Here is a 24708-nt window from a genome sequence, read left to right as displayed (position 1 = left end):
GCCTCCGTCCACCAGAAAGGCTTCTCCCATGGCATTTACCGACACCGCGCCCCAGTCCCAGAGTGATGTATCCGACGCCATCGGCGGCGCTGCCCGCGAGCAACTGAAAGCCTTTGTGGCCCGCATCGAACGCCTCGAGGAAGACAAGGCCAATGTCATGGCCGACATGAAGGAAGTCTATGCCGAGGCGAAATCCTCCGGCTATGACACCAAGATCCTCCGCAAGGTCATTGCCCTGCGCAAGATCGACCGCCATGAGCGTCAGGAAGCCGAAGCGCTGCTGGAATTGTATCTCGGCGCTGTCGAGGGCTAGACTGACAGCCTCACCGGGAGGCTCGCTTGGTCCGCAAGGTCGACGAAAAGAAGACGCGACGCGCCTTGCGGCGGCTCGAACGAGCCCGCAAGGCCGCTGCCGATTCTGACAAGGCCAAGGTGGATCTGTCGGAATGGGAAGGCGAGTTTCTGGGCTCGTTGGAAGAAAGGCTCGAGAAATTCGGCTCGGCCTTCAATGATCCCGACAAGGGCAATACCGAAGAGGCCCTTTCGGCTCGCCAGGCCCTGAAACTCCGCGAGATCGAGAAAAAGGCGAAGGGCAAGGCCCGCAAGCCGATGTCCCGCGGCAATGGCTTCAAACGCAAGTCTGACCGGGCTGCTCCGCGCGGCCGCGACATCTATGACGATCTGGACGATGCGCAAACCGGGGCCCCGGCCCGGCCCGAGCAAGAGCCGGCCGTATCGCCCCACAAACGGCGCGCCGGATTTCGCGTGATTTCAGGCGGCACTGACACCTCCGACAGCTCCACGTCTTAGGACTTGATTCACGGTTAAACCGTGTTTCGCGCGCGCGACCACCGTCCTCGCCCTATCCTGGTCTCTGGTAGGTAGCAGGATGAGCGCCATGTTTCAGGACATCGATGTATTCGACCACCACGAGCAGTCCCTGTTCGCGGATCTCGAGGAGGCCCAGCGTGCCGGTGTCTCAAGCGATGCTGGTCGACAGGCTTTTTCAGCCGCCATGGTCGAGCTCGACCGGCTGGTTGAGGACAAGGAAGCGCGAATTTATTCGCCGCTTGCAGCCGATCCGCTGACCCGCGATTACATCTCCCGCCTGGATGGCCAGATCCATGGCCTGTCCAGCCGGATCGATATTCTGCGGACCCATATTGAGCTGGGCTTGATGGAGAGCGACGAGCGGCCGGATCTCGACCTTTCCCTGCAACGCCTGATGCGCCAATTGCGCGCCCGTTTCCGCCGCGAGGCCGCACTGATGCCGGTCTATGCCGGCTGGCTGGACCGCAACGCCAACCAGGTCGCCGCCGCGCATTGACGCGCCGCGGCCAATCACGCACCAAGGCAGGCTGATATCGGAGACCTGCCATGACACCCGTCCAAGCCGCTTATTGGCAGGAATTCTGCGACACCACCGGGCATGACCGTGCACCGGACGATGTCTTTGCCTTTGGCGACAGTGAGGCACTGGCGGACGAGCTTCTGGCCCTGGTCCTGATCGATCGCAAGAAAGCGACCGCCTCCCATGCGCGCTGGCATGGACCGGGCAAGGACCCGATCCCCAAGCCGGGCGACCTGGCCCTGGTCCTCGATGGACGAAACGCGCCAGCCTGTATCATCCAGACAACCGGAGTCGACATCCATCCGGTCCGGGACACGACCGAAGAATTCGCCTGGACCGAGGGCGAAGGCGACCGCTCCCTCGCCTGGTGGATGGCCGCCCATATCGATTACTGGAACCGCGAAGCCGAACAGGAAGGTTATGTGTTCGATGTCAGCCAGGACGCGGTCTTCCACCGCTTCAACCGGGTCTGGCCGCTGCCGGCCTCCGCCCTCATCCCATGAAAACGGGCCGGCGCGCATGGCAGCGCCGGCCCGTTCCGTCCCCCACCCCGCGGGGCAGGCCTCCTCCCGTGGCGGGGAGGCTTTTTCCTGGGATCAGCCGGCGGCGCGAACCCCGTCGACATCCAGCTCGTACTCCCGGACCTTGCGGTAGAGCGTGGAGCGTCCGACACCGAGGCGGCGAGCCACTTCGCTCATCCGTCCGGCATAGGTCTCGATGGCAAACTCGATCAGGTCACGCTCGATATCCTCGAGCGAGCGCAGATGACCGCCCTCATCCATGATGTCGACCGGGCCAAGCTCGGCACTGGCTGCAGCATCACCCGCGGCCAGCGATTCCGCCATATTGGCGAGGGCGCCGGTATCCGGCATCTCGCCAATCTCCGGCGTCAGACCCGAGATTTGCGGGAAGTCCTCCGGCTTCAGCACATCACCATCCGACAGGACGACGGCGCGGAAGACCGCATTCTCCAGCTGGCGCACATTGCCCGGCCAGTCGAAATGGGTCAGGAGGGCGTGCGTTTCCGGCGCCGCGTCCTGGATCGACTTGTTTTCCTGGGCATTGAAACGACCGATGAAGTGACGCACCAGAGCCGGGATATCATCCTTGCGGGACCGCAGGGACGGCACCTCGATCGGGAAGACATTCAGGCGGTAGAAGAGGTCTTCGCGGAAGGCCCCGATGGCAACCTGCTCAGCGAGATCTCGATTGGTCGCGGAGATAATGCGGACATTGACCTTGACCGGGCGCTTGCCACCCACCGGATCGACTTCGCCTTCCTGCAGGGCGCGCAGAAGCTTGACCTGCATGTCGAGCGGCAATTCGCCGATCTCGTCGAGGAAGAGCGTTCCGCCATCGGCTTCCTGGAACTTGCCCATATGCTTGCCGACCGCACCGGTGAAGGCACCTTTCTCGTGACCGAACAGGGTCGATTCAACGAGATTTTCAGGAATGGCACCGCAGTTCACGGCCACGAAAGGCCCACCCGCGCGCTTGGACGCGGCCATGATGGACCCGGCGACGAGCTCCTTGCCGACGCCGCTTTCGCCGGTAATCAGGATCGGTATATCCGACTGCGCCGCACGCTCGCCGAGGCGAACCACCTGACGCATGGCCGGCGCACCGGCAATCATATCGGAAAAGCCGAGCGTGCCTTCGGCCTTGCGGCTGAGGCGCTTGACCTCACCGGACAGGTTTTGCACACGCAGCGCATTGCGGATCGACACCGTGATGCGTTCCGGGCTGGCCGGCTTCACGAAGAAGTCCACCGCACCGGCGCGCATCGCTGCCACAACCGTTTCAATACCCCCACTCGCGGTCAGCACGATGACAGGCAGATCCGGCTGTTTGCGCTTGAGCGCCTCCAGCGTCTCCATCCCGTCCATGCCGGGCATGATCAGGTCGAGCAGCATGACATCAATCCCCGGCGATGCCACGCGATCCAGGGCAGCCTCGCCGCTCTCGGCGGTTTCGGCGCGATAACCCTGCTTTTCGATCACCGCCTGAAGAAGGCGGCGCTGTGTCGGATCGTCATCAACGATCAGAACTGATTTCACCATCACCCACGCCTTTTCGGTCGCTTTGTTATCTCGCCGGGCCTTTTGGCCTCACCACTCTTGCGAGCGGGGCGTCTATGCGAACCGTTATGGGACACTTGTCTAAATTTGACGTTTAAGAGACGGCAACGACCGGTTAAGCATAAGGATCAAGACCGTCTTAACGGACTGGCCCACGCAGGATGCCTGCCCGCCTATCATGACTGCTTCTCCCGGATCCCGGACCCGCTGGCCCTTCGCCCGCCATGATGTGTTTGCCAATCTGGCAGAAGAATACCGCATGCGGGTTATCCGATCCCTGCCAGGCATGATCGTCTGGCCGGCGCTGATGTTCGCCCTGGTCATCGCCGCACAACTGGCCACTCTGATCGGCTGGAATGCGGCCGGAGGTCCGCAGACCGGTTTGAGTCACGGCAGCGCGATCTTCCTCGGCAATATCATCGGCTATACCGGTCTGGGTCTGATCATGTGGGCCTGGATGAAGCGCTACCAGGCTCACCGGCCTGTCTTTGCGATTTTCCCCCTGCGACTGACCGATTTCTTCGCCGCCATCCTGATCATGATCTTCATGGTGTTGATCGCCAGCCCGCTGACCCTGAGCTTCCACGAGTTCGCGATGACGGAACCCGAACTCACACTCACCGGCGGCGCCAACCGGGACGACCTGTCCAATGTCGATGATTTCATCGGCGCGGGAGCCAGCCTCTGGCTGCTCCTCGGCCTGAGCCTGATCGCGGCGCCGATTGTCGAGGAAGTCATCTTCCGGGGCTGGATGCTGCCCATGATGATGGCGCGGGGCGTGCCAAGCCTGTTTGCGGTCATCATCTCCGCCCTGGCGTTCGGCCTGGTCCATACCGCACAGGGCTTGCTGGTGATGACCTCAACCTTCTTTCTCGGCCTCGCGCTCGGCGCGGCGCGGGTCTGGACCGGCCGGCTCGCCGCCCCGATCCTTGGTCATGTCGCCAATAATGCATGGGCACTATTCGCCGTGCCCTACCTGATCTCGCTCGCTCCGGCGACCACCGGCAATTGACGCCACCGCCCCCCGGGGCTAGCGCTAGTTCATGAGCCAAAAAGCCGCCACCTCCCCCCGCCCGCCAGCTCCCCTTGTCCAGTTCAATGGCGCCCGACCGCCAGCGCCAGACTGGTTCCTCAAGGCCCTTGAAGTCCCGACGGATCGCGGCAGCGTGACGGTTGAGGGCGCGAATATCTGCTGGAAAGCCTGGGGCCAGCGCGGCGCGCCCGGCCTGATCCTTGTCCATGGCGGAGTCGCCCACAAGGATTGGTGGGACAGTATCGCGCCCTTCCTCGCCGAGACCCGGCGCGTCGTCGCGCTTGACCTGTCCGGCATGGGAGACAGTGATCACCGTGATCGCTACCGCATGAACACCTATGCACAGGAAGTCCTCGCCGCGGGCAAGGATGGCGGCGCCTTCGACGCCGGCAAACCCTTCCTGGTTGGTCATTCCTTCGGTGGCTTCGTCTCGGTCGCCACGGCGATGGAACATGGCGATCAACTCGCCGGGATCGCCGTGCTCGACAGCCCGATCCGGCCCAGCCAGGAACAGCGCCGTTCCTCGCCGCCCTCACGTGGCGGCATGATCTACAACTCCTTCGAGGCGGCGCTGGCTCGCTTCCGCCTCCTGCCGGAACAGGATTGCGAGAATGCCTTTCTGCTGGACCATATCGCCCGGCAATCGCTGAAAGCGGTCACGCGTCCGGACGGCACACAGGGCTGGACCTGGAAATTCGATCCCAAGCTTTGGGACAAGCTGGACTACGACCGCCCGACCCCGGCCGACATCGTCGACGCGCTGAAGACCCGCATCGCCCTCTTCCGGGGTGCGGACTCACGGCTTGTGAATGACGAGATCTGGGCCTTCATGGGCAAGCTGTTCGGGCCGAAGACGACAATGGTGTCGATCCCGAATGCGGAACACCATCTCATCCTCGATCAGCCTGTCGCTGTTGCGGCTGGACTGGAAGTCCTGACCGGGCCGGGATGGGGCTGAAGCTTTAATCTTCCGGGTGACGCCGCAGCTCGCGGGCAACATCATCCGGCAGGGCATCCGGAGAGGTGGTCGTGGCCTTGCGCAGACCACTCACGATTCCGACCACGATCACCAAAACCAGCCATACGCCACCGATTTTCAGCCCGACGGGCCAGAGATAGGCAAACTCGATCGCGCCGAAATTGAGATATTCCCGCGCGGCCATTCCGGCAAAGGCCAGAAGGGCGATCACGGCCGACCAAAGGGCGAAGGGAATGCGCATGCGGAACTCCGGACTGGCAATAGCCGCGCCAGTCTAGGCCAGCGAATTTTCTACAACCACCCCTTTTGTCGGGCCCGTCTTGCAGCTTCGATGCGGTTGGCTGCGCCCAGCTTGCCGATGGCGCTGTGAAGGTAATTGCGCACCGTCCCCCGAGCCAGGCCCGTCGCCTCGGCCATGGCGGGACTGTCCAGCCCGGCCTCGGCGAGACGCAGGAGCCGACGCTCGGCATCACTGAGCGGATCCGCCTCATCCCAGGCGCGGGCGGCCAGTTCCGGGGCCACCACGCGTTCGCCGGCCATGACGCGCCGGACAGCGCCGGCCAGATCGGCAGATGGCCCGTCCTTGAGAATAAAGCCGGAGACACCCGCCTCCATCGCCCGGCGGAGATAGCCAGGCCGGTCGAATGTGGTGACAATGACGACACGCGTACGCGATTGCTCACGGCGCAGGAGGTCGGCCAGTTCCAGACCGGTCATGTCCGGCATCTCGATATCGGTCAGGACGAGATCGGGATCCTGGCGCCGGATCGCGTCATGGGCCTCGCGGCCATTCGCGGCGAGACCGACAATCTCGATATCGCTCTCCAGCCCCAGAAGCGTCGCCAGGGCGTCACGCAAAAGGGTCTGGTCCTCGGCGATCACGACCTTGATCATTGCGACTGTCCCTCGCTCTCAGCCTGATCCGGCAAGCGCGCCGTCAGGAGCGTTCCCTCGTCTCGATTAACCGGGCCGACCTCCAGCGCGCCACCGAGTCCTTCAAGCCGGGCGCGCAGGCCGCTGAGCCCGCCCCCGTTCGGATCGGCCCCGCCGCGCCCATTATCCCGGATCATCAGCCGGACTGCATCATCCTGGCGGAAGAAGCCCAGTTTCGCGCGGCTCGCATTGGCATGGCGAATGATATTGGTGACGGCTTCCCGCGTAACCATGGCCAGGGCGGTGGAAGCAGAATCGGACAGCCTGTCGTCTGTATCCTCCTCACCTTCAAGCTCGGCCGCGACACCGGCATCGGCCAGACGCTGGACGCTTTCGCGCATCGCATCGCCCAGCTTCCGCCCGCGCAGTCCAATCACCGCTTCCCGCATATCGGCCAGGGCCTGCCGGGAGATGGTCTGGATCGCCTGAAGCTCCGTCCGTGCCCGCTCGCCATCCTGGCTCATCAGACGTTCGGCGATCTCGGCCTTCAGGGTGACGGTCGACAGGGTCTGGCCGAGCAGATCATGCAGATCGCGGGCGATGCGCTGGCGCTCGGCTTCGGCCGCCTCACGCGCGGCGCGGGACCGGGTCTCCTCGGCCTGATCGGCCTGGCGCTCGTGCCGCGCCGCGATCATCGATCCGCCGGCCGCCATCGCGGCCAGGCCGGCCATGGCCAGTGCGAAGAGCGGAGTCGGCGCGTATATCCAGACAGCGGTGATGCTTGTCAAAGCGAGCAGCGCCATCGCGGTCCACAGGCGTGGCGTCCAGTCGAGGCGGCCCAACATGGCCGCGGCGAAGACAAAGTAGACGCCACCGCCCAGGGTATGCGGGATCAGGAGCAGACCCAGAAGCGTGGTGAAGGCGGCGGCGGGATAGAGCGTCCAGTCCATGCGTCGCATGGCGAAGACGTAGAGAGCGATGAAGCCGGCCATGCTGGCCAGCCCCGTGATCACCTCGAGCCGCGTCGGCGGCAGATAGAGCCAGCCGAAGAAGAACATGCCCAGATAAATCAGGTGTATCCACGGCCGGTTCGGCGAAATCAGCGTGCGCAGGGCGATCACGGGTCGGTCCGCCTTTCTCAGGCCGGGGCCGCAATCATGCGGCGATAGCGGTTCGATTCCCATGAAAGCCCAGCTGCGGCCAGCAGGTAAAGGCCGCTGACCACGAGCGGGATGCCGACCAGGCTGTATTGCGGTGCGAGGAAGAAGATCGCCGTCACCGCCGCGACCCGGACAATCGCATGCGCCATGCAGACCTTCGAGGCATAGCCCCAACCGATGATCGGCCAGTGCAGGCTCATCCCGATGGCGAGGGTCAACGGGGCGGCCTGGGGGGCGGTCCAGATCACGATCATGTGGATCGGCCAGAGCAGGTTAATCGCGACAATGGCGGCTGTCGTAACCCCGGAAAGCGGCGATTTGGCCTTCATGAAGGGGGATTTGAAAACACCCTGCAACAAGATGCCGAGCGGGAAGATGGCCCCGGAAAAGGCGGCCGCAGCATAGGCCCAGTTCGTTGCGTCCATATAGGCGCCGGCAATGGCCAGCCCGGCCCAGTAGATGGCACCGGCCACCGGCAGCGACACCCCGCCCCCGGATTCAGCGCTATAGCGGCGACGTTCATTGAGGATGATGGCTTTGAGATCAGTCATGGGACACTCCTTTATCTGTCCCCATGCTGACCGGTCTGCGCGCCGCCGTGCAGACACAGGCGTCATCCTTCGCGCATGACAGCTGTCACCTGCGGCAAATGGCGCTGCCATCTTGGCGGGGCATGCAACGCGTGCTATCCGCTCGAAACCGAATTTGACGGAGGTTGAGGACCAATGGCGTCTGATTATGTTCGTGGCGAAATGGACATCGCCGACCAGAAAGCCACCTTTGGCGGATTCATCGCGGTTACGATCTGGGGCAGCCTGCTCACCATCGTGTCCGTGCTCTACCTCACGCTCGTCTTTGCCGTTGGCATGGACTGGCTGGCCGGCCTGATCGGCACCGCCATTGTCGGCGGCGTTCTCGGCCTCGCCCTCGGCATGAAGACGTCGTGGTATGTCACCCTGGGCGGTCTTTTCTTCTTTGGCCTTGTCTGCGGCGGTATTGTTCAATTGTTCGGTATGGTGATCGGCGGCTGATTTCCTCACCGCTTCTTCGCACTGCACAATTTTCCCGGTTTCCGGTCTAGAAATTTCCCGGAGGGGCCTTCCCCTCTCGGGAGAATTCGCGCATCCTCGCCGCATCAAGCCAAAAGCGGCGGGACGAAATGCGAATTGCCATTCTGAAAGAACGACATGCGGGCGAAACCCGCGTGGCAGCCACTCCTGAAACCGTCAAGAAATTCGTGGCCGCGGGTCATGAGGTCGCCATCGAGAAGGGCGCGGGCCTGACCGCCGCCGTGACCGATGACGCCTTCACCGACGCAGGTGCGAAAATCGGCACCGCAGCTGCAACACTCAAGGGCGCTGACGCGCTCTTCGCAGTGCGCAGCCCGGACGAGGCGACGCTGGCCAAGCTGAAAGGCGTCCTGCTGGTCGCCCATCTCAGCCCGCACGGCAATACCAAGATGGCCGAGGGCCTGGCCAAGTCCGGCATCAATGCGCTGGCTATGGAATTCGTGCCGCGCATCACCCGCGCCCAGGCCATGGACGCCCTGTCCTCGCAAGCCAATCTCGCCGGCTATCGCTCGGTCATCGAGGGCGCCGAGCTTTATGGCCGCGCCTTCCCGATGATGATGACGGCAGCCGGCACGGTTGCCCCGGCCAAGACTTTCGTGATGGGGGTCGGCGTGGCCGGCCTGCAGGCCATCGCCACGGCGCGTCGCCTCGGTGCCATCGTCACCGCCACCGATGTCCGTCCGGCCGTGAAAGAACAGGTCGCCTCCCTGGGCGCAAAATTCGTCGCTGTCGAGGATGAGGAATTCAAGCAGGCCGAGACCGCCGGCGGTTATGCCAAGGAAATGTCCAAGGAATACCAAGCCAAACAGGCCGAGCTGGTGGCCAGCCATATCGCCAAGCAGGACATTGTCATCACCACCGCCCTGATCCCGGGCCGCCCGGCCCCGACCTTGGTCACCAAGGCCATGGTCGAGAGCATGAAGCCGGGCTCGGTGATCATTGATCTGGCCGCTCCCAATGGCGGTAATTGCGAACTGACCAAGGTCGACGAGGTCGTCGAGCACAAGGGCGTCAAGATCGCCGGCTATGGCAATCTGCCCGGACGGCTCGCCGCCGACGCCTCGGCCCTTTACGCCAAGAATCTCGCCAATCTCCTGCCGCTCCTCGTCAATGAGGAAGGCGGCCTCGCCCCGCATTGGGATGATGAAGTCATCCAGGGCATGGCGCTGACCAAGGATGGTGCCGTCGTGCATCCGAGCCTGACGAAAAAGGAGTCCTGATCATGGAAGCCGTTGATCCCGTCATCTTCCGCCTGGCGATTTTCGTCCTGGCGGTCTTCGTGGGCTATTACGTCGTCTGGTCGGTGACCCCGGCCCTGCACACGCCGCTGATGGCCGTTACCAATGCCATTTCCTCGGTCATCATCGTTGGCGCCCTTCTGGCCGCCACAGCGACCGCGACCGGTTCCGGTGAAGTTGCCGCCACGGCAGCACAGACCGAAGGGGCCGGCTTCTCGCGCGGGCTCGGCTTCATCGCCATCATCCTTGCCAGTGTGAACATATTCGGCGGCTTCCTCGTCACCCGGCGCATGCTCGCCATGTACAAGAAGAAGGAGCGCTAGACATGTCAGCCAATCTCGCTGCCCTGCTCTATCTGGGCTCCGGCATTCTCTTCATCTTCGCCCTGCGGGGCCTGTCCAACCCGGAAACCGCGCGGCGCGGCAATCTGTTCGGCATGGCCGGCATGGCGATCGCCATTGTCACCACTCTGCTCGCGGTCAATCTGGACGGGGCCTCGATCGCCCTGATCATTGGCGGCGTGATGATTGGTGGTGGCATCGGTGCGATCATCGCCCGGCGTGTCCCGATGACCGCCATGCCGCAACTGGTTGCCGCCTTCCACTCACTGGTCGGCCTCGCTGCCGTGCTGGTTGCGGCCGCTGCGCTCTATGCACCCGGTGCCTTCCACATCGCCGACGCGATGGGCGATCTCAAACATCTCTCCCTGTTCGAGCTGTCCATGGGCACGGCGATCGGGGCCATCACCTTCTCGGGCTCGGTTATCGCCTTTGCCAAGCTGAACGGGAATATGTCCGGCGCGCCGATCATGCTGCCGGCCCGTCACCTGCTGAACATCGCCATCGGCGGCTTCATCATCATCATGATGGCCTTCCTGATGGCCTCGGGCGGCGACGCCAAGACGGCCTTCTGGCTGATCACCTTGGCGGCCCTGGTGCTCGGCGTGACCCTGATCATCCCGATCGGCGGCGCCGACATGCCGGTCGTGGTGTCGATGCTGAACTCCTATTCCGGCTGGGCTGCCGCGGCGCTCGGATTCACGCTGGAAAATACCGCACTGCTGGTCACCGGCGCGCTAGTCGGTTCCTCCGGCGCGATCCTGTCCTACATCATGTGCAAGGGCATGAACCGCTCCTTCATCTCGGTCATCCTGGGCGGGTTTGGCGAGAGCGGTGACGCCGCTGCGGCTGCCGGACCGCAGGGCAATGCCAAACAGGGCTCGGCCGATGACGCCGCCTTCGTGATGAAGAATGCCGGCAAGGTCATCATCGTGCCGGGCTATGGCATGGCCGTCGCCCAGGCCCAGCATGCGCTCAAGGAAATGGCCGACATGTTGAAGGCCGAAGGCGTCGACGTGGCCTATGCCATCCACCCGGTTGCCGGGCGGATGCCGGGCCACATGAATGTCCTGCTGGCCGAAGCCAATGTCCCCTATGACGAGGTCTTCGAGCTGGAGGATATCAATTCCGATTTCTCCAATGCCGATGTGGCCTTCGTGATCGGCGCCAATGACGTCACCAATCCGGCCGCCGAGGATGATCCCGGCTCGCCGATCTATGGCATGCCGGTGCTGCAGGTCTGGAAGGCGCGCACCGTCTTCTTCATCAAGCGCTCGCTGGGCTCCGGCTATGCCGGCGTCGAAAACCCGCTCTTCTTCCGCGACAACACGATGATGCTGCTGGGCGACGCCAAGAAGATGACCGAAAGCATCGTCAAGGCGCTGGACTAGGCCCTTTCAGCTGCGGTTCAGCTTCGCAAGGGCAGGCTGAACCGCATGCTGGCCATACTCGCCCTCACCGCCGCCACTCTGATCGGCCCCATTGCCGAAGACTGCACCTTCAACGGCATCCCGCTGCACGGGCGTGTCGAGATCGTGGAGAGTTTTCCGGACCTCCGGGTGCAGGTCGTCAGCAGCTTTCCCGATCTCAAGGTCAAGACCGTCACATCCTTCCCGGATGAGTGCGGCAAATGGGAATATGTCGACAGCTTCCCGGATTTCACCATCCAGTTCGTGACCAGCTTCCCCGACATCAAGATTGAATATGTGACGAGCTTTCCGGGACTGCCGTGAGGAGCGGAATGCGCGCCTAGGGGGAGACCCGGCTGAATTCGAACACCTCGGTCCTCAAGCTTCCGTCCTGCTGCCGCATGTCGAGCCGGGCTGTGAAGGCGTCCGGCCCCTCGAATTCCAGAACCAGGCCACCAAACTCGATGCGCGCTTCCGAGATTTGCCGGAAGTCGAAAGTGAGTTGTTCGTTTTGGGTTTCCCAGCCCGAGAAGTCGCGATTGAAATGCTTCACATGGTAGCCGAACTCGCCCTCGGAATTGGTGCCGATCATGAGCATTTCCGTGAATTGAAGTGCCCCTTGCGCTGAATACTGGAAGGCCCCCACCAGCTCACCGCTCTGCGTCCGCATCCAGCACTCCGACATCTCACCGGCGAACCCGTCCGCCTGCCAACAACCCTCCATCCAGGCCAGCTGTTCCAGAATGCCGGCATTGTCAGGGTCGGCTTCGGCCGGCTGCACCATCAACGCCAAAGCCAGAATTGCAAATGTCATCGTCGCTGCCTCTTTGCTGTCAGGGCCTGACCCTAGCGGACTATCAAGGGCATGGCGTTGCCGATCTTGCGGTTTATCGTTCCGCCGCATGCCAATCTGATCGCAGCGAGCAGGAACGCGCCTCCACGGCCGAATAAAGGTGGAGAGAACCAGGCGCCCTTCAACGCGCCGCCGCCAGTCCCCGATAGATATAGCCCGCGAATTTCGGCGTCCGCGGTTCGTAGTCCGCTTCCATTCGGTCGATCCGGAAACCGCCGGCCTCGATCAGGCGGTCCATCGGGCGGGTCAGATGACAGCCGCCCCCGGTAATCTTCCAGATTGGCTCAAGGCGCTTTTGCCAGCGCACCACGCCCGCGTCAGGGGCCAGGCCATGCTCCATGAAAACCAGTCGGCCACCGGGCTTGAGCACACGTCGCATCTCGGCCAGCGCCTGGTCGTAATCGGGGATGGTACACAGGGTGAAGGCGAGCAGGACCGTGTCGACGGACTTGGCCTCCAGCGGCAGGGCTTCGCCCGGCGCGTCCAGGAGCTCGACCGGAATGGACTGACGATCAATCGCCCGCTGCGCCTTGCGCCGCATGCCGGCGGAGGGTTCGACGCCGACGATCTGCGACACACGGGTCGCGTCATAGAAGGGCAGGTTGGGCCCCGACCCTATGCCCACTTCCAGCACCCGTCCCGAGGCTTCCGGCACCATGATCTTGCGATGGTTGGCGACCGGCTTGCTGCCACAGGCGCAGGCAATGAGATTGGGCAATATGCGCTCGTTGTAGAATCCCAAACGGACCTCCCGGGTTGGAGGACAGGCTGGCCCACGCGCGTTCACCTGTCCATGCACACAATCGTCAGAATGCCTCGCTATCCGCGCCGGATTGACAGACGGGGTTCAACAGGCGAAAGCGCCGCCATGAGCGATGAGATATTCTCCTGCAGCCAGGTGCGCCAGATCATGTCCCGGCACGGGCTAATGCGGCGCCTCGCCGCCTTCACACCACGCTGGGTCGGCTCCATCCCGCTCAATATTCACGGGCCGGGCGCGGATATTGATCTGGCCTGTTCGGCCATCACCGGGCTGGACGCTTTCAAGACCGCTCTGCGGGCGCTGTGGCCGGGCGCGGCGGTGATGGACAATGTCCATGCCGGAGAAGCCTCGGTGATCGCAAAATTCGAGATCGAGGGCATCCCGGTCGAGGTATTCGGACGCCTGAGACCCGTGGAGACACATGAAAGCTATGTCCACTGGCTGGCGGAGCATCGCCTGCTCCAGCTCGCCGATGACCGGCTGCGGCTGGATATCCGGGCGGCCAAGGCCGACGGCCTCAAGACCGAACCCGCCTTCGCGGCCTGCCTGAAACTGGGCGGTGATCCCTATATGGAATTGCTGAAACTGGCATCGCCAAGCGATGAAGCCTTGCGAGCCCTTGTTCGCCAGGCCGGCTACGCGACGCGCTAGCGCCCCGCCTGCGGTCCCGGATCCTTGCCGGTACGCAGCCAACCGGTCACCGAGACGCGGTGCGCGGTGACATCAGCGGCGACCGGAGTCACTTCATGCGGCTGGGGCACCTTGAACAGGGAGAGGGTATTGCCGCGCGGGACAAAACGGTCAATCACCCGGCCATCGATGGCCTGGAAGGCCAACGCCCCGCCCCAATCTTTCTGCCAGCCCTCGCTCAGGGTCAGGACAAAGGCCGCGACACGATTCTTGCCGGCCACGCCATCATCATGCGTGGTCAGGAAATGGCCGGCGCGATAGCGGGTCAGCTGGGCATCGGCGAAGCTGATCTCCGGCGCATCGAGCACTTCACGCATGGGGTCGAGGAAGTCGGCGCTGTTGAGCACGCCGAACAGTTCGGCGAATACCGGCGCCTCGTCGGCCAGCACGCCGCCGTGCCATTTGTCGTAGAGCGGATAGGTCTCGTAGAGATATTGAAAGCCCTGGGCCGCGCCGGCACGGACACGCACGTCAAACTCCTCACGCTGGGCCTTGGACATTTGCGCCATCGCCCCGGCATCGAGATCAAGATGCCGGCCGCCCAGCCGCGTCACCAACGTCCAGCGCGGGATCGCGTCGGCGGCCTTGAGCAGACGGGTATGGGCCGGCGCCAGCAGAGCATCCTTGATCTGGCCGCGCGACAGGGCGTGCAATTGATTGCCGGCATCCTTGCGACGCGCCGGCGTCAGGTCGAACATGATCTCATCCCTCCACCGCCAGTCTTCCAGACAGACGGGCCGGACAGAAGTGATAGATCAGCAATTTCCCGACCCGATTGCAGTTGTCGGCGCCTGCCTGTCAGGCGCAGGCGGCACAGCGCGGCGCCGCCGGGTCGATCTCCAGACGCGGCGGTTCTATGGCTTCTCCGCATTCCACACACCAGCCAAATTCATCCTCGTCGATCCGCGCCAGCGCGGCTTCGATACGCCGCATCTCCTGGACACGGCGCGCATCGGCAGCCTTGGCCATGGCCTGGACCTGCATGGAATCCTGACGCGAGAGGCGCCCGACTGATTGCTGGTCGAGCTCGACCGGCTTGCGGTCCTCGCTGGAGGCGTCGGAATGATCGAGTAATTCCTGGCGCAGGGCGTTGAGCCGTGCGCGGGCATCTTCAGGGGTCATGTATCCTCACCCTTGCGTGCCAAGACGGCGCAGGCACTATCGGCCTCCTATTGCCGCGCGGCCAGCGCCGCACACAGCCCGGAGCCCGCCATGCGCGATCACTTCCTGCAACTCGCCGATTACAACGCCTGGGCCAATCGCCGGATCTATGACGCGGCGCGCGAGATCGGGGCGGAAGCACGGACCCGCGATATCGGCGCCTATTTCGGCTCGCTGCAGGGCACGATGACCCATATCCTCGTCGCCGACCATTTGTGGATGGCCCGCCTGCTGGCCCAGCCGGCGCCCCATGCAAGGCTGGACGAGACACCGACCGACGACTTCGAAACCCTGTGGACAGCCCGGCGCGACCAGGACGCGGCCACCTATGCCTTCATTGCCGAGCTGGATGACGCCGCCATCGCGGCCGACCTGGACTATCGTGACATGTCGGAAATGCCGCGACGCCTGCCGCGCCGGATCATCCTCACCCACATGTTCAACCACGCCACCCATCATCGCGGGCAGGCCCATCACCAGCTGACCCAGCTCGGCCTGGCCGAGCCGCCGCCGCTGGACCTGCCCTATTTCGTGCTCGACCTTGTCTGATCGCCCGCGACGGGGGACGCTTGGCTGCGCAATACCGGTGGCACCATATCCCGAGGCTCGCTAGCCTCCGCGGCGATCAGCATAGGGGGCATCATGTCCGAGACCATTCTCGAACTGTCGAACGTTTCCAAGACGTTCAACGGCAAACCGGCTGTGCGCGATGTCAGTTTTGGCGTTCAGCGCGGCCGCATCACGGGCTTTCTCGGCCCGAACGGCGCCGGCAAGACCACCAGCCTGCGCATGTCGCTGGGCATTCTGACCCCCGATAGCGGCTCGGTGACCCTGTTCGGCGGCAAGCCGCGCCCCGACGCCCTCGACCGCGTCGGCTTCCTGCCGGAAGAACGCGGCATCTACCGCAAGATGAAAGTGATCGATGTCATCACATTCTTTGCCCGCCTCAAGGGTGTCGGCGCTGCGGAGGCCCGCAAGCGTGGCCTCGCCATGCTGGAAGAGTTCGACCTGCCGGGCGTTGCCGAGAGCAAGGTGAAGACCCTGTCCAAGGGCATGGCCCAGAAGGTACAGATCATCTCGACCCTGGTGCACGAGCCGGAATTCATCATCCTCGACGAGCCCTTCTCGGGCCTCGACCCGGTCAACCAGAATGCGCTCGAACAGATCGTGCGCCGTCAGGCCGAGGCCGGGCGGACCGTGCTGTTCTCAACCCATGTCATGGAGCATGCCGAGCGCCTGTGTGACCAGATCGTGCTGGTCGCCAAGGGGCGAAAGGTGTTTGACGGCAGCGTCAGCCAGGCCCTCGGCGAAGTGCCGCGTCGGGTGACGGTGGAAGTCACATCCGACCAGGACGTGTCTCAGCTCCTCGCTGGCAAGGGCGAGATCGCGCGCGGTGAGCCGGTGGATGGCAATGCTATCTGGACCGTCGATCTTGCCCCGGGGACGGATGCCCAGGACGTGCTCAAGGCTTGTGTTGATGCCGGTGTGAAACTGGCCCGCTTCGAGCCGGTCCGCGCGCATCTCCACGATGCCTTTGTCCATCTTGTCGGCTCGAACGCCGCAGCCGAAACGGAGACTGTGTGATGCGTGCCATCTATCTCATCGCCCGCCGCGAATTCCTCTCCTATGTCGCCACCTGGGGCTTCTGGCTTTCGCTCGCCTCGATGCCCATGTTCATGGCGCTCGGCATCGGCATGCCGATCCTGATCGAGAATTCCCAACCCACCCGCTATTACGTCCTCGTCGACGAGACGGGCGGCACGCTGGAAGCGGCCCTGGAAGCCCAGGCCGAGGCCAGTCGTGCCGAAGCCCTCGAACGAGCGCGAGAAGCCGCCCGCGAGATGTTCGGTGACCTGCCCCAGATCGACGCCGCCCTCGCCTCACAACCGCAATTATCCGACGAGCGCTATCTGCGCGTCGATGTCGGCGAGACCGAGCTGGAGGCGTTGCGGCCCTACCTCACAGGGGATGCCAGCTTCACCTCGGCTGATGGTGAGCATGGCCTGTTCGCGGCTATTTTCCTGCGCCAGGGAACGGCGGGCGCCATCGAAGTCGACTATTGGAGTGCGAATGTCTCCGACGGTGGTCTACGCTCGCAGATCCGCAACGCCCTGCGCGATCACATGCAAACGCAGTATCTCATCGATGCCGGGGTCAGCCCGGACCTGATCGAAACCGCCGACGACCTCTCACCCAATGTCCGCGAGCTCAATCCGGAACGCACCGGCGATACGGCTGAAGTCACGGCCGCCGAACGCATCCCGCTGATCGTCAGCGCGATGACGGCCTTCGGCCTCTGGGTCATCATCTTCTCGGTCGTGAACATGCTGCTCAGCGCCATGATCGAGGAGAAGGGCAACAAGATCCTGGAAATGATGCTGGCCTCGACCCGGCATCATGAAATCCTGACCGGCAAGCTGCTCGGCGTCGCCGCCGTCTCGGCGACACTGCTGGTTGTCTGGGGCGGAATAGGCCTGCTGGGAACCTTTGGCGTGCAACAGCTTGCCGCTTCCGCGGATATGCCAATCGCCGAGATTCTCGCCGCCGTGCTGGATCCCGGCCTTCTGCTTCCGGCCTTGGGCTATTTCATCATCGGCTATCTGATGTATGGCGCTGTCTTCCTGGCCATCGGCTCGCTGTGCGAGACGCTGCAGGATGCCCAGACGCTGATGAGCCCGATGATGCTGGTCATGATGGTGCCGCTCTTCCTGGTCATGATGGCCATGGACTCACCGGACTCGCCGGTCGTCGCGATCGCCAGCTGGGTGCCGCTGTGGACCCCCTTCATCATGCTGGCCCGCCTGCCTCATGACATCGGCATGGTCGACATAATCGGCACCAGTGCCGCCATGATCGCCTTCGCCGTCTTTGTGATCTGGGGCTCTGGCGTCCTGTTCCGCATGGGTGCTCTCAACCAGGCCAACCAGGACACGGTGAAGGGCTGGTTCAAGATCGGCGGCAAGAAAAGGCCGGCCGCCTCCTGACACAAAACAACCGGCTGCCCTTCGGGGCAGCCGGTTACCGCGTCCAGAACCTGGACAAAAGGAAACCGCCGTGCCCGATCGGACACGGCGGTTTCACTTTACCCGCAATGAGGCCTGGCGACCCTAGCGACGCGTCGTGCCGCCACGCTTGGCGACGAGACCTTCGCGCTGAGCCCGCTTGCGAGCCAGCTTGCGCGCACGGCGAATGGCTTCAGCCTTTTGGCGAGCCTTTTTCTCCGAGGGCTTCTCGTAATGATTACGACGCTTCATTTCGCGGAAAGTACCTTCCCGCTGCATCTTCTTTTTCAGCGCGCGGAGCGCTTGCTCCACGTTATTGTCGCGCACAACGATCTGTACGATGGCTCTCTCTCCATAGGTTGGACGCGAGGGCCATTCCTCACGTCGCTAGTTCGCCAGAGGCGGGGCTACTAGCAGAGCTGCGACCACGTGTCCACACTGTCAGCACACACGGGCGAGGTGACGAAGTCACCGCACTGGTCTAGACAGATCGACATGATGGAAGCCGAAACCCTGCCCCGCTCCGTGAAGGATAGCACACGCGACGCGCTTTTAGAGTCGATTCTACCGTTGGCGGCCTTCGATGGCTGGACCGATGACAGTTTCACCCAGGCGTGCAGCGATGCCGGCATCGACAAAGGCCAGGCCCTGCTGGCCTGCCCGCGTGGCGCGCTCGACCTGGTCGTGCGCTGGTCAAGACAGCTCGACCAGGCCGTTGTGACCGCCGTGAGAGGCGCCGACATCAAGTCCATGAAAATTCGCGAGCGCGTCCGATTCGGCGTCATGGCGCGGCTCGAAGCCATCGGTCCGCACGAGGAAGCCGCCCGGCGGGCGCGGGCACGCCTGATGCTGCCCGATGCCGCCAGCGAAGCGCCGCAGCTCCTGTGGGCCACCGCGGACACGATCTGGCGCGCCATCGGCGACACCTCGACCGATGTGAACTTCTATTCCAAGCGGACCATCCTGGCTGGCGTCTATGGCTCGACCCTGTCGACCTGGCTCAATGAGGCCGATATGGAAAAGACCGAGGCTCAGGCCTTCCTTGATCGCCGCATCCAGAATGTGATGGATTTCGAGAAGACCAAGGCCAATATCGCCAAGCTGACCGCTGACCTGCCCGATCTGGCCGGCCTGCTGGGAAAGCTGCGCCACGGTCCGGGGCCGCGGGTTTAGTCGCAGCCGGGTCACGACGACTGCAGGTTTAAATCCGCCGCGCCAATACCCACATCCCGGTTGCGAGATTTATCGACGCGCGGCGCCGTGCCACCTTCCGCCCTGCCCGCCATGGGCGCACCCTGACCGGCATGCACCGTCCCACACGGGAGACCGACATGCCGACGACGGACCACATCATTCTCGACCAGCACAGAAAGCCGGAAGGCCTGGGTGACCATATCGCCCTGGGCTTCGTGAAATGCCTGCGCTTCTTTGCCGACACCTTCTTTGCCAAGCGCTATGGCCACCGGGCCGTGGTGCTGGAAACTGTTGCGGCCGTGCCCGGCATGGTGGGCGGCCTGCTGCAGCACCTCAAGGCGCTGCGCCGCATCCGCGATGATGAGGGCTGGATCCGCACCCTGCTGGATGAGGCGGAAAACGAGCGCATGCATCTGATGACCTTCATCGAGATCGCCAAGCCGACCCTGTTCGAGCGCATCGTGATCATGGTCGTCCAGGCGATCTTCTATAATTGCTATTTCTTCCTCTACCTCTTCGCCCCGCGCACGGCGCACCGCGTCGTCGGTTATTTCGAGGAGGAGGCGGTGATCAGCTACACGCAATATCTCGAGGGCATTGATGCGGGAAAGCACGAGAATGTGCCGGCCCCGCAGCTCGCGATCGATTACTGGGACCTGCCTGCCGATGCGCGCCTGCGTGATGTCGTGGTCGCGGTGCGGGCCGACGAGGCCGGCCATCGCGACGTCAATCACGACTATGCCGACCAGCTCGCCCGCAAGCCGCGCGAACAGACGGCCTAGTTGTCGTCGACGGCCCAGCGCGGCGAGTGGAACCAGGCCTCAAGGGCAGGCACCTGGACATAATCGCGCTCGGGCCAGCGCATGGCCGTCAGATGACCGCCGAAGACACAGCCCGTGTCGATGCACACGACATTATTACGCTCGCGGATTTCCGGTTCCGCGACATGGCCATGGACCACGGTCGGATCGCCCGAATAACTGCGGGCCCAGTCGCGCCGGATCGGCAGACCGTGCTCATCACGCTCGCCGGTCACTTCGCCATACATGGCAAAGGCGCGAACGCGGGAGCTGTCTTCGCCATGCATGTCCGCCTGGACCCCGGCATGAGCCACAATGAGCCGCCCCTCATCGAGGATAAGATGATGCGGCAGCGTGTCGATGAAATGAGCCAGTTCACGGTGGAAGGGGTCCGGCTCGGCCTGCATCTGATCGATGGTCTCGCGAATACCGTGCGAGATCTTCACATCGCGCCCGGCCAGCCAGCGCCGGAACTTGTCGTCATGATTGCCGACCACGCAATAGCCGCGCCCAGCCGTGACCGTTGCCTGCACCGTGCGAAGCACACCGGGACTGTCCGGACCACGGTCGACAAGATCGCCAAGAAAAACCGGACGCCGCCCTTCCGGATGGTGCCAGTCGTGCACATCACGCCGGTCATAGCCGAGGGTTTGTAGCAGGGCTGCAAGCTCGTCGAAACAGCCGTGGATATCGCCGATCAGGTCGAACGGGCCGCGGTCATCAATATAGGCGCGCGGATCGGGAGGCGTTCGGTTCATGCCCTTAACATAAGGGGTCAAGCGACCATTGGAAGCGCGATCAGAGCGGGGAGAGCCGGTTTACATGGCCCATTTTGCGACCATCGCGAGTCTCGCGCTTGCCGTAGAGGTGGAGGCGAGCCTGCGGGTCGGCGGCCAGATCGGCCCAGGCTTCGGCATCATGGCCGATCAGATTGCTCATCACGCAGGCCGAATGCGCCGCCGGATCGCCCAGCGGCCAGCCGGCCACCGCACGCATGTGCTGTTCAAACTGGTCGCAGCCACAGCCATCCATCGTCCAGTGTCCGGTATTGTGAACGCGCGGGGCAATCTCGTTGACGATCAGCTCGCCCTCGCCGAGATCGAACAACTCGACCGCAAACACACCGACATGCTCCAGGCCATTGCCCAGCGCCCGGGCAATCGCCAGGGCCCGGTCCTGGGTCGCACTGTCCACCCCGTGCGCCGGCGCAGTGGTCGTCTTCAGAATGCCGTCGCCATGGACATTCTCGGACAGGGGGAAGGCGAGGACCTCGCCACGCACAGAGCGGGCTGCCACAACCGACAATTCGCGCCTGAAGGCGGCCGCGCCCTCAAGAATGGCCGGCTGGCCGCCAATCATCTCCCAGGCCGCGCGCGCATCTTCAGCGTCACGGATCCAGGCCTGGCCCTTGCCGTCATAGCCGAAGCGCCGCGTCTTCAGGACGGCGGGCAAGCCGATATTTTCGATGGCCGCTTCCAGGCTGTCGACATCATCGACCTGGGCGAAGGGCACGGTCTTCACGCCCTGCTGATTGATGAAATGCTTTTCGATGAAGCGGTCCTGGGTCAGTTCGAGGGATTTCGCGCCGGGGCGCAGCGGTGCGGCGGCCGCGGCAATGGCGACGGTCTCGACCGGCACATTCTCGAATTCATAGGTGATCGCGGCGCAGCGATTGGCGAAGTTTGCAACCGCCCCGGCATCGTCCCAGGGTGCGCAATAGCTGCGCGCCGCGACACGGCTGGCCGGGCAGTCGGGTTCGGGATCATAGATGTGGACGTCAAAGCCCAGGGCCGCACCGGCCGTGGCCAGCATGCGGCCCAGCTGGCCGCCGCCAAGTATCCCGATCACACTGCCCGGAGCCAGCGGCGCATCGCTCATCGCATCAGTCCTCGACCGTCACCGGAACACTGTCGGTCTGGGCCTGACGCCAGGCATCGAGCCGTTCGGCCACACCGGCATCCATCAAGGAGAGGATGGAGGCGGCCAGAAGACCGGCATTTTTCGCCCCGGCATCACCAATGGCCAGCGTGCCGACCGGCACGCCGCCGGGCATCTGGACGATCGACAACAAGCTGTCCTGTCCGCTCAGTGCCTTGGACTTCACTGGAACACCCAGAACCGGCAGCGAGGTCATGGATGCCACCATGCCCGGCAAATGCGCCGCCCCACCGGCGCCCGCGATCACGACCTTGATGCCCCGCTCGCGCGCGGTCTTGGAAAAGCTGACAAGCCGGTCCGGCGTGCGGTGTGCGGAAACGACCTGGGCCTCGAAGCTGATCTCCAGCTCGTCGAGGATGGCGGCCGCCTTCTTCATCGTCGGCCAATCCGAGCGCGAACCCATGATGATCGCGACGTCGGCGGCAGATCTGTAGGGGTCAGTTGAGGATGGCGAAGCTTCGCTCATGACGCTTCCTGCGCGTGAAAAGGAAGCGCGCGACCATAGCTCTGCGCGCGTGAAGGTCAAGAAGATCCGGCAAGGCAGGGAGGCGGTCGCCTCGCGCTTGACCGTTTCTTAACCACAGTTGGCGAGCCTAGCTGCGAACAGATTCGAATAGGATCGAGCCATGCGCATCGGACCGACCAGCCCTGCCGGGAATGTTTCGCGCCCCGGAAAGACCGAAACAGCCCGCAAACCCGGGACGGCAAGCGCGAGTCCGGCGCCATCGGATGCAGCCTCGATCATGGGTGTTCCGGAAGCCGAACTGACCCCCAATGTCCAGCGCGCCCTGCTTTCGCTGATGGGCGAGGTCGACCAGCTCCGCAAGGAAACCGAGCGCCTGCGTGGCCGCGTGCGTGAGCTCGAATCGCTGGCCGATCATGACGTCATGCTGCCGGTTCTGAACCGCCGCGCTTTCCTCCGCGAAGTCAGCCGCGCGCTCGCCCTCGCGGAACGCCACAATGCTCCGTCGGCGCTGGTCTATTTCGATCTCAATGGATTCAAGACGATCAATGACGAGTATGGGCATGCGGCCGGCGATGCGGCCCTGCATCATGTCGCCAATCTGCTGACCGCCCATGTGCGCGAAACCGACGCGGTTGGCCGCCTCGGCGGAGACGAGTTTGCCGTTGTGCTGACGCTGACCGGCGCCGATGGCGCAGAGTGCAAGGCGCGTGAGCTTGCCGAGCGTGTTGCGACCACCCCGTTCGACTATGCCGGGCGCAAACTGACAGTCGGTACCGCCTGGGGCTGTCAGCCCCTGCAGGCCGGGCACAAGGCAGAAGACATCATGGCAAAAGCAGATGCGGCCATGTATGCCTGCAAGCAGGCACAGAAATCCGAGCAGGACCGCGACCGCAAACAGGCCTGACCCGAACGCGCAGATGTCAGGCGATGATATCGGGCGTAATCTGGTCCTCGAGCTGCGAAATCTGGTCCTTGATCCGCAGTTTTTCCTTTTTCAACCGGGCGAATTTGAGCTGGTCGACCACCCCATTCTCCGCCAGGGCATCGACTTCGTGATTGAGGGATTCATGCTGCTCCCGCAGGCGTTCGACCCGCTCGGTCAGGGCCTGCTGGTCCAGGGCTTCTCCATCCATTCCTCAGCCGTCTCTTTCTGATCTTTTTCTGGTCTAAGCCGCCTGGACGTCAGGCCTGTCGCCAAGACTGGCGGCCCACCCGAGCCCGTTTGGCGAAGCGCATATGATACCGGCATTCGCCGGTCAAATAAATTGCCGATAGCGCTGCACGTGCGAATAATCGCGCCTCCATGGCGGTCGGGCGAGCTCCCGCGCGAAACAGGTTTCTTAAAAACACTACCGATTTCGACCAAGACGTGTAGCCTGTCCTTCAACCGGCGCGCCGCCGTCGCGCGGTCGGCAGAGACAGAGATCGGGGATGCCTGCCATGACACGATGGATGAAAGCCGCTTTGACCCTGGCCTTCACAGCATTGCCGCTTGCGGCCTGCGGCGGCGAGACCACCGGGACCGGGAGCCCTGCGAGCCCGCCCGAACCGGATAGCGCCGAGCCCCAAGTGGTCATGGAGCAGGATATCGGCGGGATCCGGTCACAGGCCGGAGCCAATCTGGACTTGCCCGATGGCTTCCCCGATGACATCGCCCATTATCCCGGCCTCAACATCTATGGCGCCAATGCCATACCCAATATGGGCTTTTCGCTCGCCGCCCTCGCAGATGGCTCGGTGGAGGAAGTGGCCGAATACTATGCAAGTGAGATGGCGGCGCTCGGCTGGACCGAGGCGGCCAACGGCCCGAGCGGGCCGGGGCAAATGCTGCAGTTCGAAAAGGCGGGCCGCACCACATCCGTCAATCTCATCCCGAACGGGGCGACCACGACGGTGTCCGTCACGGCCTTGAACTAGTACGCCCGATGTCGCGCCCTCTCGCCCGGATCGCACTGAGCCTGCCCGTCATTGTCGCAACGGTGCTGATCTTTTTTGCGGCCGGAACCTGGCTTGGCGGACAATATCTCGTGCCGGAAGGCCAGGGCCTGGCCGCGGCGGCCGAAGCAATGGGCTACGGCCTGCTCGCCGGGCTTCTCGGCCTCCTGGTCTCGATCATCGCCGCCGTGCGCCTGCCCATGAAAGCGCTGCTGGCTTGCGCATTGGCGGGCAGTCTCGCCATCGCCGGACTGGCTGTTTTTGTCAGCCAAGCCGTCCTGAACGCGAATGAGGACGTGCCGGACACGAGCAACCAGCCGCAAACCCGCCCCGAGCCGACCGGGCAGGCACTGACAGGCGAAGGTGACAGAGCCTGA

At 63.7% G+C, this 24708-nt stretch carries 34 protein-coding genes; 20 read left to right on the top strand and 14 right to left on the bottom strand.

Annotated features, from left to right (window positions below; genetic code table 11):
- Positions 1 to 28 precede the first annotated feature (28 nt).
- The 4 genes from Q0X62_RS05450 (at position 29) to Q0X62_RS05435 (ending at position 1854) form a co-directional block, all read left to right on the top strand.
- Positions 29 to 313, top strand: a complete 285-nt coding sequence (locus tag Q0X62_RS05450) for a DUF2312 domain-containing protein (protein ID WP_297732524.1) — start codon at positions 29 to 31, stop codon at positions 311 to 313.
- 26 nt (positions 314 to 339) lie between these two features.
- Positions 340 to 810, top strand: coding sequence for a hypothetical protein (locus Q0X62_RS05445; protein WP_297732523.1), 471 nt, complete (start codon positions 340 to 342; stop codon positions 808 to 810).
- A gap of 88 nt (positions 811 to 898) precedes the next feature.
- The gene (locus tag Q0X62_RS05440) at positions 899 to 1327 is read left to right on the top strand and encodes a hypothetical protein (protein WP_297732521.1); all 429 of its coding nucleotides are present in this window, start codon (positions 899 to 901) and stop codon (positions 1325 to 1327) included.
- Between the two features lie 50 nt (positions 1328 to 1377).
- Positions 1378 to 1854, top strand: coding sequence for an ASCH domain-containing protein (locus tag Q0X62_RS05435; protein ID WP_297732519.1), 477 nt, complete (start codon positions 1378 to 1380; stop codon positions 1852 to 1854).
- 93 nt (positions 1855 to 1947) lie between these two features.
- On the opposite strand, the gene Q0X62_RS05430 is transcribed toward Q0X62_RS05435, so the two are convergent.
- Positions 1948 to 3411 carry a sigma-54 dependent transcriptional regulator gene (locus Q0X62_RS05430; protein WP_297732517.1) on the bottom strand — a complete coding sequence of 488 codons (1464 nt, stop codon included), beginning with the start codon at positions 3409 to 3411 and terminating at the stop codon, positions 1948 to 1950.
- A gap of 196 nt (positions 3412 to 3607) precedes the next feature.
- On the opposite strand from Q0X62_RS05430, the gene Q0X62_RS05425 reads away from it, so the two are divergent.
- Positions 3608 to 4441, top strand: coding sequence for a CPBP family intramembrane glutamic endopeptidase (locus Q0X62_RS05425; RefSeq protein ID WP_297732515.1), 834 nt, complete (start codon positions 3608 to 3610; stop codon positions 4439 to 4441).
- Positions 4442 to 4472: 31 nt separating this feature from the next.
- Positions 4473 to 5420: an alpha/beta hydrolase gene (locus Q0X62_RS05420; protein ID WP_297732513.1), complete on the top strand. Its 948-nt coding sequence runs from the start codon at positions 4473 to 4475 to the stop codon at positions 5418 to 5420.
- Between the two features lie 4 nt (positions 5421 to 5424).
- Here Q0X62_RS05420 and Q0X62_RS05415 read toward each other — a convergent pair whose 3' ends face one another.
- Genes Q0X62_RS05415 through Q0X62_RS05400 form a run of 4 tightly spaced genes read right to left on the bottom strand, consistent with a single transcriptional unit; the run spans position 5425 to position 8025 of the window.
- On the bottom strand, positions 5425 to 5682 hold the full coding sequence (locus tag Q0X62_RS05415; protein WP_297732512.1) for a hypothetical protein: 258 nt from the start codon (positions 5680 to 5682) through the stop codon (positions 5425 to 5427).
- A gap of 50 nt (positions 5683 to 5732) precedes the next feature.
- Positions 5733 to 6335: a response regulator transcription factor gene (locus Q0X62_RS05410; protein ID WP_297732510.1), complete on the bottom strand. Its 603-nt coding sequence runs from the start codon at positions 6333 to 6335 to the stop codon at positions 5733 to 5735.
- The gene (locus Q0X62_RS05405) at positions 6332 to 7435 is read right to left on the bottom strand and encodes a sensor histidine kinase (RefSeq protein WP_297732508.1); all 1104 of its coding nucleotides are present in this window, start codon (positions 7433 to 7435) and stop codon (positions 6332 to 6334) included. The genes Q0X62_RS05410 and Q0X62_RS05405 overlap by 4 nt, the downstream gene beginning before the upstream one ends.
- Positions 7436 to 7452: 17 nt before the next feature.
- Positions 7453 to 8025 carry a hypothetical protein gene (locus Q0X62_RS05400; RefSeq protein ID WP_297732506.1) on the bottom strand — a complete coding sequence of 191 codons (573 nt, stop codon included), beginning with the start codon at positions 8023 to 8025 and terminating at the stop codon, positions 7453 to 7455.
- Positions 8026 to 8199: 174 nt separating this feature from the next.
- Here Q0X62_RS05400 and Q0X62_RS05395 point away from each other — a divergent pair, with 174 nt between their 5' ends.
- The 5 genes from Q0X62_RS05395 to Q0X62_RS05375 all read left to right on the top strand — a co-directional run bounded on the left by Q0X62_RS05395 (position 8200) and on the right by Q0X62_RS05375 (position 11853).
- On the top strand, positions 8200 to 8505 hold the full coding sequence (locus tag Q0X62_RS05395) for an aa3-type cytochrome c oxidase subunit IV (RefSeq protein WP_297732504.1): 306 nt from the start codon (positions 8200 to 8202) through the stop codon (positions 8503 to 8505).
- Positions 8506 to 8633: 128 nt separating this feature from the next.
- Entirely contained in the window at positions 8634 to 9764 is a 1131-nt protein-coding gene (locus Q0X62_RS05390) for a Re/Si-specific NAD(P)(+) transhydrogenase subunit alpha (protein WP_366946110.1), read from the top strand.
- Positions 9765 to 9766: 2 nt separating this feature from the next.
- The gene (locus Q0X62_RS05385; protein ID WP_297732502.1) at positions 9767 to 10105 is read left to right on the top strand and encodes an NAD(P) transhydrogenase subunit alpha; all 339 of its coding nucleotides are present in this window, start codon (positions 9767 to 9769) and stop codon (positions 10103 to 10105) included.
- A 2-nt stretch (positions 10106 to 10107) separates the two neighbouring features.
- Positions 10108 to 11511 carry an NAD(P)(+) transhydrogenase (Re/Si-specific) subunit beta gene (locus Q0X62_RS05380; protein WP_297732500.1) on the top strand — a complete coding sequence of 468 codons (1404 nt, stop codon included), beginning with the start codon at positions 10108 to 10110 and terminating at the stop codon, positions 11509 to 11511.
- A 45-nt stretch (positions 11512 to 11556) separates the two neighbouring features.
- A complete protein-coding gene (locus tag Q0X62_RS05375) occupies positions 11557 to 11853 on the top strand; it encodes a hypothetical protein (RefSeq protein WP_297732498.1) in 297 nt (98 codons plus the stop codon).
- A gap of 16 nt (positions 11854 to 11869) precedes the next feature.
- Here the strand turns inward: Q0X62_RS05375 and Q0X62_RS05370 are convergent, their stop codons facing one another.
- Both Q0X62_RS05370 and Q0X62_RS05365 read right to left on the bottom strand, forming a co-directional pair.
- Positions 11870 to 12343, bottom strand: coding sequence for a DUF6265 family protein (locus Q0X62_RS05370; RefSeq protein WP_297732496.1), 474 nt, complete (start codon positions 12341 to 12343; stop codon positions 11870 to 11872).
- A gap of 160 nt (positions 12344 to 12503) precedes the next feature.
- Entirely contained in the window at positions 12504 to 13124 is a 621-nt protein-coding gene (locus Q0X62_RS05365) for a class I SAM-dependent methyltransferase (RefSeq protein WP_297732495.1), read from the bottom strand.
- Positions 13125 to 13250: 126 nt separating this feature from the next.
- Here Q0X62_RS05365 and Q0X62_RS05360 point away from each other — a divergent pair, with 126 nt between their 5' ends.
- Positions 13251 to 13796, top strand: a complete 546-nt coding sequence (locus Q0X62_RS05360; protein WP_297732493.1) for a DUF4269 domain-containing protein — start codon at positions 13251 to 13253, stop codon at positions 13794 to 13796.
- Here the strand turns inward: Q0X62_RS05360 and Q0X62_RS05355 are convergent.
- Both Q0X62_RS05355 and Q0X62_RS05350 read right to left on the bottom strand, forming a co-directional pair.
- On the bottom strand, positions 13793 to 14533 hold the full coding sequence (locus Q0X62_RS05355) for a 2OG-Fe(II) oxygenase family protein (RefSeq protein ID WP_297732491.1): 741 nt from the start codon (positions 14531 to 14533) through the stop codon (positions 13793 to 13795). The two genes, Q0X62_RS05360 and Q0X62_RS05355, sit on opposite strands and share 4 nt — an antisense overlap.
- Before the next feature lie 100 nt (positions 14534 to 14633).
- Complete coding sequence (locus Q0X62_RS05350; protein ID WP_297732489.1) at positions 14634 to 14957, bottom strand: TraR/DksA C4-type zinc finger protein; 324 nt, start codon at positions 14955 to 14957, stop codon at positions 14634 to 14636.
- 90 nt (positions 14958 to 15047) lie between these two features.
- On the opposite strand from Q0X62_RS05350, the gene Q0X62_RS05345 reads away from it, so the two are divergent.
- The 3 genes from Q0X62_RS05345 (at position 15048) to Q0X62_RS05335 (ending at position 17980) form a co-directional block, all read left to right on the top strand.
- The gene (locus Q0X62_RS05345) at positions 15048 to 15545 is read left to right on the top strand and encodes a DinB family protein (protein WP_297732487.1); all 498 of its coding nucleotides are present in this window, start codon (positions 15048 to 15050) and stop codon (positions 15543 to 15545) included.
- Positions 15546 to 15638: 93 nt separating this feature from the next.
- Positions 15639 to 16580, top strand: a complete 942-nt coding sequence (locus Q0X62_RS05340; RefSeq protein ID WP_297732485.1) for an ATP-binding cassette domain-containing protein — start codon at positions 15639 to 15641, stop codon at positions 16578 to 16580.
- Positions 16580 to 17980: an ABC transporter permease gene (locus Q0X62_RS05335; RefSeq protein ID WP_297732483.1), complete on the top strand. Its 1401-nt coding sequence runs from the start codon at positions 16580 to 16582 to the stop codon at positions 17978 to 17980. The genes Q0X62_RS05340 and Q0X62_RS05335 overlap by 1 nt, the downstream gene beginning before the upstream one ends.
- Positions 17981 to 18103: 123 nt before the next feature.
- Here the strand turns inward: Q0X62_RS05335 and rpsU are convergent, their stop codons facing one another.
- Positions 18104 to 18340, bottom strand: a complete 237-nt coding sequence (rpsU, locus tag Q0X62_RS05330; RefSeq protein WP_075188542.1) for a 30S ribosomal protein S21 — start codon at positions 18338 to 18340, stop codon at positions 18104 to 18106.
- An 87-nt stretch (positions 18341 to 18427) separates the two neighbouring features.
- Here rpsU and Q0X62_RS05325 point away from each other — a divergent pair, with 87 nt between their 5' ends.
- Both Q0X62_RS05325 and Q0X62_RS05320 read left to right on the top strand, forming a co-directional pair.
- A complete protein-coding gene (locus Q0X62_RS05325) occupies positions 18428 to 19171 on the top strand; it encodes a COQ9 family protein (protein ID WP_297732481.1) in 744 nt (247 codons plus the stop codon).
- A gap of 158 nt (positions 19172 to 19329) precedes the next feature.
- Complete coding sequence (locus tag Q0X62_RS05320; protein ID WP_297732480.1) at positions 19330 to 19974, top strand: alternative oxidase; 645 nt, start codon at positions 19330 to 19332, stop codon at positions 19972 to 19974.
- Here Q0X62_RS05320 and Q0X62_RS05315 read toward each other — a convergent pair.
- Genes Q0X62_RS05315 through purE form a run of 3 tightly spaced genes read right to left on the bottom strand, consistent with a single transcriptional unit; the run spans position 19971 to position 22396 of the window.
- Positions 19971 to 20750, bottom strand: a complete 780-nt coding sequence (locus Q0X62_RS05315) for a metallophosphoesterase (protein WP_297732478.1) — start codon at positions 20748 to 20750, stop codon at positions 19971 to 19973. The two genes, Q0X62_RS05320 and Q0X62_RS05315, sit on opposite strands and share 4 nt — an antisense overlap.
- Before the next feature lie 40 nt (positions 20751 to 20790).
- Complete coding sequence (locus Q0X62_RS05310) at positions 20791 to 21870, bottom strand: 5-(carboxyamino)imidazole ribonucleotide synthase (RefSeq protein WP_297732476.1); 1080 nt, start codon at positions 21868 to 21870, stop codon at positions 20791 to 20793.
- Between the two features lie 4 nt (positions 21871 to 21874).
- Positions 21875 to 22396, bottom strand: a complete 522-nt coding sequence (purE, locus tag Q0X62_RS05305) for a 5-(carboxyamino)imidazole ribonucleotide mutase (protein WP_297732474.1) — start codon at positions 22394 to 22396, stop codon at positions 21875 to 21877.
- A 160-nt stretch (positions 22397 to 22556) separates the two neighbouring features.
- Between purE and Q0X62_RS05300 the strand changes: the two genes are divergently transcribed.
- On the top strand, positions 22557 to 23300 hold the full coding sequence (locus tag Q0X62_RS05300; protein WP_297732472.1) for a GGDEF domain-containing protein: 744 nt from the start codon (positions 22557 to 22559) through the stop codon (positions 23298 to 23300).
- A 16-nt stretch (positions 23301 to 23316) separates the two neighbouring features.
- Here the strand turns inward: Q0X62_RS05300 and Q0X62_RS05295 are convergent, their stop codons facing one another.
- Positions 23317 to 23529, bottom strand: coding sequence for a DUF465 domain-containing protein (locus tag Q0X62_RS05295; protein ID WP_297732470.1), 213 nt, complete (start codon positions 23527 to 23529; stop codon positions 23317 to 23319).
- Between the two features lie 307 nt (positions 23530 to 23836).
- Between Q0X62_RS05295 and Q0X62_RS05290 the strand changes: the two genes are divergently transcribed.
- Both Q0X62_RS05290 and Q0X62_RS05285 read left to right on the top strand, forming a co-directional pair.
- Positions 23837 to 24313, top strand: coding sequence for a hypothetical protein (locus Q0X62_RS05290; RefSeq protein ID WP_297732468.1), 477 nt, complete (start codon positions 23837 to 23839; stop codon positions 24311 to 24313).
- Between the two features lie 8 nt (positions 24314 to 24321).
- The gene (locus tag Q0X62_RS05285; RefSeq protein ID WP_297732465.1) at positions 24322 to 24708 is read left to right on the top strand and encodes a hypothetical protein; all 387 of its coding nucleotides are present in this window, start codon (positions 24322 to 24324) and stop codon (positions 24706 to 24708) included.

This window comes from uncultured Maricaulis sp. (genome assembly GCF_947259345.1).
GTDB lineage: Bacteria > Pseudomonadota > Alphaproteobacteria > Caulobacterales > Maricaulaceae > Maricaulis.
Note: the sequence above shows the minus strand (reverse complement) of the source record. Positions and strands in the feature narration are given on the sequence as shown.